Source organism: Roseibium sp., assembly GCF_025698965.1.
Taxonomy (GTDB): domain Bacteria; phylum Pseudomonadota; class Alphaproteobacteria; order Rhizobiales; family Stappiaceae; genus Roseibium.
This window is the reverse complement of the sequence record NZ_JAILWL010000400.1, coordinates 1-6,147: the sequence shown is the minus strand read 5'-3', so window position 1 is coordinate 6,147 and position 6,147 is coordinate 1. Positions and strand designations below refer to the sequence as shown.

The window sequence follows — 6,147 nt, the reverse complement described above, 5'->3', positions numbered from 1 at the left end:
CCCCCCCTGCGATCATTGCGAGAGGAATGATGTAAAGACCGAGGCCAAGCGCCATGGCGGTCAACGCGACCTTCAGCCAGTTTTCACCGATCATTCCTGCGGCAATGAAGACAGCGCCGCAAACCGGCGGAGTAATTGTTGAAATCAGGGCAAACCAGAACACGAAAAGATGTGCCTGGAGTGGCTCCAGCCCCTGCTGAATCAAAGCCGGGCCTGCAACAGAGACGCAGATGACATAGGCCGCCGTAGTAGGGACTTCCATGCCCAGAAACAGGCAGGCAAGCGCCGTCAATAGCAAGGACGGCCACAACATCCCGCCGGACCCGGAAAGGATCAGCGACGTGATTTTTACACCAAGCCCGGTGATGGCAAGCACACCGATAATGATGGAGGCACAGACAATGATCGAGGCGATAACCGAAACCTGACGCGCGGCGGTCAGAACCGCATTTTCCAGCCGGGTCAGGATCTGCTTCAGATCAAAGGTTCCCGTTGCATTGAAGAACAGCAGCACGAACCCTGCGATAATGGCCATGCAGGCGGCGTATTGCGGCGTGAATTGCGCAATGAACATGCCGTAAAGCAGCACCAGAAACGGCACGAGAAAGAATACCGATGTGATTGCGACCCGGCGAAGGTTGGGCCGTTCCTCAACCGCGAGGGCGGCAAGATCGTAATTACGGGCATAGGCGTTGATGCCAACCCAGACCGCGAAAAAATAGAGAATGGCCGGCAGAAGTGCCGCCATCATGATCTGCGTGTAGGGGACACGTGTCAGTTCCACCATGACAAAGGCGCCTGCCCCCATCAGCGGCGGCATGATCTGCCCGCCGGAAGAGGCCACCGCCTCCACAGCTGCCGCCAGCCTTTTCGGATAGCCGAGCCGTGTCATTGCCGGCAGCGTGATTGCACCGGTGGAGGCCACATTGGCTGACGCGGACCCCGAAATCGAGCCGAACAAGGCGGACGACAGGACTGAGACCTTGGCCGCCCCACCTTTCAGTCTTCCGGCGGCAGCCGCCGCAAGGTTCATGAAACCCTGACCGGCTTCACCGGCATTCAGAACCGCTCCGAATATGACGAAAATGGCAACGACATTGACCGATACACCCGTCAGACTGCCCCAGATGCCACCTTCTGCGATGGTCAGTGTTCCAAGAAAACTTGCAATTGGCGTTCCGGAATGTCCGAATTCGCCCGGGATGTGCTGGCCAAAAAGTCCATAGGCAAGCGCGAGCGTGGCGACGATCGGCAATGGCCAGCCAATAGCCCTTCGCGCGGCCTCCAGAACCGTCACCAGCAGGACAAAGGCGATAAGGATCTGAAAGTCGCCTTCCAGAAAGCCATATTGGTCTGACAGCATCTCCTGGTTGACCGCGACCCACAGACAAGCCGCAACACCTGCCGCGCAAATGAGAACGCCACTGGCTTTCTTCATGAACCCGCCGTCAGCGAACAGAAAGATCCATGGCAGCGCCAATGCGAGGTGGACTGGCCGACTGACAAGGTTCGGCACCAGGCCTGAAAAAATCAGTCCCAGGTGAAAGACCACCAGAACAATTGCCAGTCCAAGCATTGCCGTTCGCCCAAACGGCGTCGTTGCGGGTTCAGTGTTAAGCATCTGATTTTTCGAAAAAGACAACTTCCGGCGGAGGCCAGCGCAGGTTTATCTGGTCATCGCACCGGGCAAAATACCCGGTGCGACGTGGGTTCGAACGGCAAAACCGCCAGAAATCCGAACATTATTTCTGGGTGTCGGTCAGATCGATACCGGCTTCTTCGTAGTAACGGATTGCACCTGGGTGGATTTTGCCGGTGATGTTGGCCATCAGGTCCTGGTCGACCCCGTTCCACCACGGTGCGCTTTCACCCATTTTTGCTTTTTGTTCCCAGTAAGTCTTTGTCAGGGCATAGGCCGTGTCGTCATCCATTGCCGTAGTCGTATAGGCAACCACCGGCAGGGATGTTGTAGTGATGTCTTCACTCTGACCGGTATAGGTTCCGGCCGGGATCACCAGCTTGGTGCGTTTTGATTGTGCGATCTGGTCATCATCCAGCGAAATGACGGTCACACCGGTTGACGCCGCCGCCTCGATAACATTCGGTGCCGGCCAGGAACCCGCCGTCACGAAGCCGTCGATCTGGCCGTTCTTGAGCGCAGCAACCGCATTGGAGAGTTCCACCTCAGCAAGATCGACTTTACCTTCCAGGCCGAACAGCTTGAGATATTTTTCCCCTTCGCGTGCGCCGAAAGAGCCTTTACCGAGCAGGATCGTCTTGCCTTCCATCCCGGCAAAATCGGTTACACCGCTCTTTTCCGACATGACAAAATGCATGGTCAGCGACGGGATCGGGAACAACGCACGGATCTCGTCGAATTTCGGATCTCCCTTGCCTTCGAACATCGCCTTGCCACCTTGGGCGAGCTTCACAAGCACTGGAGGGGTCGTGAACACATAATCCGCACCGCGCGCCCGGGCTTCCATGACATTCTGGACCGACCCCTGGCTTTCTTCGACCGTGACGATCATGTCACCATCGCTGCCGGCCTTGATGGCCTCGGCAATCTGAACTCCCATCTGGTAGTAGGACGAACTCGATTTTGCCGATTTGTAGGTAATTCGTGTTTCGGCCTGCGCCTCCGCTGCAGCAAATGACAACGACAGGCCAAGGGCCAGTTTGAGAAGATTTGATTTCATGAATTTGCTCCCAATTTTGTCGAAAGGTTATTGCGCGCGTGAGGGCGAGGCAATGTATTTGTCTGACAAATATTCAGCGCGCTCCGCTCATGTCAGCAAGGTCAGATTCGGGAAAATCCGCCCAGTCGATCAGACTTGGTTCAGAACCCGCCGGCGGATGGTCTGGATTCCCGCGCCCACGGCACTCGGCTCCACCGGGATCCGGCTTTGAACCAGATCCGGCCCGGGAACGGCCCGACCGAAATGGTCCCTGTGCCGGTACGAGGAGGCGTCAATAAGCATCTGCCGCAACGCCGGTGGCGCCTCGCCACCGAATACGATCGCAGCAGGGTCAAGAATTGCACAAAGGTTGCGGACAATCCGGTTGAGGGCTGGTGTGACTCGCTCAATCCAATCGCGAACTCCGGGCCATTCAGGATCAAAATTGGTTTTCAGTGCTTTTATTGACGGTACGTCGACACCGTTTTCGCGCAGTGCCTTGATCAGATATTGCAACGCCGGACGGTCTTCCCTTTCGTCTTGCGGAAATGACGCGGTCAATTCGGCAGCGTTCCGGTTGAAGCCATAATAGGGTCGCCCTTCAAGTACCAGACCGCCACCGAAGCCGTAGTTGAACGACAGATAGGCAAAGGTCGGATAGGTTTTGCCTGCACCGCTCCAAAGCTCAGCAATTGCCCCCAAGGTCGCGTTGTTTTCCGCATAAGCTGGGGACTTGAAAGCAGCGGAAAAGTACTCCTCGACAGGAACTTCCGTCCATCTGCTCAAGGGAACCGGAGTGGTGAACCTGTTTTCGCTCGACACACGAAAACCCTGGATCGAAACGCCGCAGCCGGCGATCCGCATCGGATCGAGCTCCAGGCTTTCAAGTTTCGACATGGACGTTTCATACGCCGCCGAAATCACCGCTTCCGGATCATTTGGATCAACATCTATCCGTGTCTGGGAGAGAATATTTCCGACAAGATCGACCCAAACGGTTTCAACAGTGTTGGTATCAACCGATATTCCAACGCTGCAGGCGCCCGACGGATTGACGGCCAATCTCGGGCTGGGCTTGCCGCGCCCCTGAATGACTGGTTCGCGCCGTTCAAGAAACCCCTTTTCGAGCAGTTCTTCGGTTAAACGATGAACTGATTGTTGAGATAATCCGGTCGGCTCAGGCAAGTCTGCACGTGCAACCAATTCGTTCACTCGCACGGCTTCCAAAATGGCGGCACTGCTCGGCCCGATCGGAAAAAGCCCATTACCTTCTGAGACTTGCTGGTTCTGATCTTCTACTACCACAGATTGATTTTCCAAAACATTCCAATCGAAACGGCACCCTATCCTATTCGTCCGTGAAGGTCCCGCCAATCCCTGTCATAAAAATATTACTTTTCATGAGTAAAAAATAATAATACTCATAATGGGTGATAAAGTTTAGCGATACGGAAATGGGAGGTTCCAGGTCATGGACGGTATCAGCGCGCGCAATCTGCGAATGGAGTTTGGCGACTTCGTCGCTGTAAAAGACGTCAGTTTCGAAGTCGCCTCTGGCGAATTCGTCACACTTCTTGGTCCGTCGGGATGTGGCAAGACCACCCTCTTGAAGATGATTTCCGGCTTCGTGACCCCGACAGGGGGTCAGATCCATCTCGCCGGCAAGAATGTCACCGACACTCCCCCGGAAAAGCGTGACACCGCCCTCTGCTTCCAGTCATACGCCTTGTTTCCTCATCTCACCGTTCAGGAAAATCTGGAATTTGGGCTGCGCCAGAAAAAGGTTGGTCAGACAGATCGCAAGGAGCGCCTGGATGCAGTTATCGAAAACCTTGATCTGTCGCTGCATCTTGCCAAACTTCCCAATCAGCTTTCCGGCGGCCAACAGCAACGGGTCGCGCTTGGTCGCGCCCTTGTCATGCGGCCCAACGTCATCCTGTTCGACGAACCCCTTTCCAATCTCGATGCCAAGCTGCGCGACCAGGTACGAATCGAAATCCGCCGCATTCAGCGTGATTTCGGCCTGACGGCAATCTACGTGACACATGACCAGGCAGAAGCACTCGCCATGTCTGACCGGGTTTTCGTCATGAATGGTGGCCGGATCGAACAGGCCGACACGCCTGAAGAACTTTACAGTGCCCCGAAAACCAGCTTTGTCGCCGACTTCATCGGCAGCGCCAATGTTCTGGAAGCCCAGGTCAAATCAACGAATGGCAATGGCGAAATCGAACTGACAACACCCCTTGGCCGGCTCGTTGCCACTTCCTCCAATCCACCCAAATCCTCAAAGGTCAAGATTTGCTGGCGGCCGGAACATGCGGACATGTCGGCCAATGGCGAAAACCAGCTGACAGCGCGGGTCAAGCACCGGGCCTTTCAGGGTCACTTCACAGATCTGCATGTTGATGCCGGTGGTGCGGAATATCGTGTCCAGACCAACAAACCTGCAATCCGCGAAGGAGACGTTGTCACCTTTTCCCTGCGACCGGACCAGATCGTGCTTCTGGAGGCCGTGGCATGAAATTGAAGAAATTTCTTCTGATTCTGGCTTTGCTGACGCCCGGGCTCGGGCTGATCGTCGCCTTGATCGGGGTGGCGGTCTACATTGCGATTGCCCAGTCCTTTGGATTTTACAACCTCGCCGGTGAAAGCGGTTTTTCCCTGGAGTTCTGGGACAAGATGCTGGACCGCAAGGTCTACAACAGAGCTGTCGCCTACTCGATCTACGTTGGCGTCATCAGTGCATTCCTGTCCGTCATGTTTGCTTATCCGCTTGCGATCTGGTTACGCAAACCCTTCCCCGGCTCGCTTGCAATCGGCGCGATGCTGAAAGCACCGCTCCTGGTTCATGGACTGGTCGCGGCTTTCCTTTTCATCAACGTGATCGCCTATCACGGCGTCCTTAACCAGTTGATGCAGGGCCTGGGCCTCTGGGACGAACCGCAGCGCATGCAGAACGATCGTAACGCCATTGGTGTTCTGCTCTTGCAAACCTGGAAGAACATGCCTTTTGCCCTGCTCCTGCTAACCGGAGCCGTGCAGAGCATTTCCGACGACGTGCTCAACGCCGCAAGAGATCTTGGTGCCGGCAGTTTCGCCCGGTTTCGCAAGGTGATTGCACCGCTCACCGTGTCCGCCATGCAAGCCTCTCTCATCATCGTCTTTATCGGAGCGCTGGCCGATTTCAGTTTCCAGGTGATAGCTGGCCCGACCAATCGTCAATCGCTTTCTCAGTTAATGGTGTTTTTCAAGTCCAGCGGCCGCTGGAATGACGCGGCGGTTGTCGGGGTCAGCCTGATGGTCATCGCCATTGTCGGCGCAGGTCTGCTGGCTGCAGTGACCCGTTTCACTTTGCGTGGGAGGGTCGCATGACTGCTGCCCGGTTCAACAAAATCCTGCTGGTCTTGCTGCTCAGTCTGACCGCGATCTGGCTGATTGTGCCATTCACCATGGCCGTTCTGTGGTC

5 protein-coding genes are annotated in these 6,147 nt (G+C 55.7%); 2 read left to right on the top strand and 3 right to left on the bottom strand.

Annotated features, from left to right (window positions below):
- From K5905_RS25125 to K5905_RS25115, 3 genes are all read right to left on the bottom strand, one after another.
- Positions 1-1,576 (bottom strand): TRAP transporter fused permease subunit (locus tag K5905_RS25125; RefSeq protein ID WP_297589220.1); only part of this gene is annotated, 1,576 nt, incomplete at its 3' end.
- A 166-nt stretch (positions 1,577-1,742) separates the two neighbouring features.
- On the bottom strand, positions 1,743-2,699 hold the full coding sequence (locus tag K5905_RS25120) for a TAXI family TRAP transporter solute-binding subunit (RefSeq protein ID WP_297589217.1): 957 nt from the start codon (positions 2,697-2,699) through the stop codon (positions 1,743-1,745).
- Positions 2,700-2,828: 129 nt separating this feature from the next.
- Entirely contained in the window at positions 2,829-3,890 is a 1,062-nt protein-coding gene (locus K5905_RS25115; protein ID WP_297589214.1) for an ROK family transcriptional regulator, read from the bottom strand.
- A 259-nt stretch (positions 3,891-4,149) separates the two neighbouring features.
- Here K5905_RS25115 and K5905_RS25110 point away from each other — a divergent pair, with 259 nt between their 5' ends.
- Together K5905_RS25110 and K5905_RS25105 are read left to right on the top strand one after the other, a co-directional pair.
- The gene (locus tag K5905_RS25110; RefSeq protein WP_297589211.1) at positions 4,150-5,202 is read left to right on the top strand and encodes an ABC transporter ATP-binding protein; all 1,053 of its coding nucleotides are present in this window, start codon (positions 4,150-4,152) and stop codon (positions 5,200-5,202) included.
- On the top strand, positions 5,199-6,053 hold the full coding sequence (locus tag K5905_RS25105; RefSeq protein WP_297589209.1) for an ABC transporter permease: 855 nt from the start codon (positions 5,199-5,201) through the stop codon (positions 6,051-6,053). Before K5905_RS25110 ends, K5905_RS25105 begins: the two co-directional genes overlap by 4 nt.
- Positions 6,054-6,147: the final 94 nt, after the last annotated feature.

Bases quoted from the DNA above. Each gene is read 5' to 3' on its own strand.
- K5905_RS25120 (WP_297589217.1), bottom strand. From the start codon at position 2,699: ATGAAATCAAATCTTCTCAAACTGGCCCTTGGCCTGTCGTTGTCATTT.
- K5905_RS25105 (WP_297589209.1), top strand. From the start codon at position 5,199: ATGAAATTGAAGAAATTTCTTCTGATTCTGGCTTTGCTGACGCCCGGG.
- K5905_RS25110 (WP_297589211.1), top strand. From the start codon at position 4,150: ATGGACGGTATCAGCGCGCGCAATCTGCGAATGGAGTTTGGCGACTTC.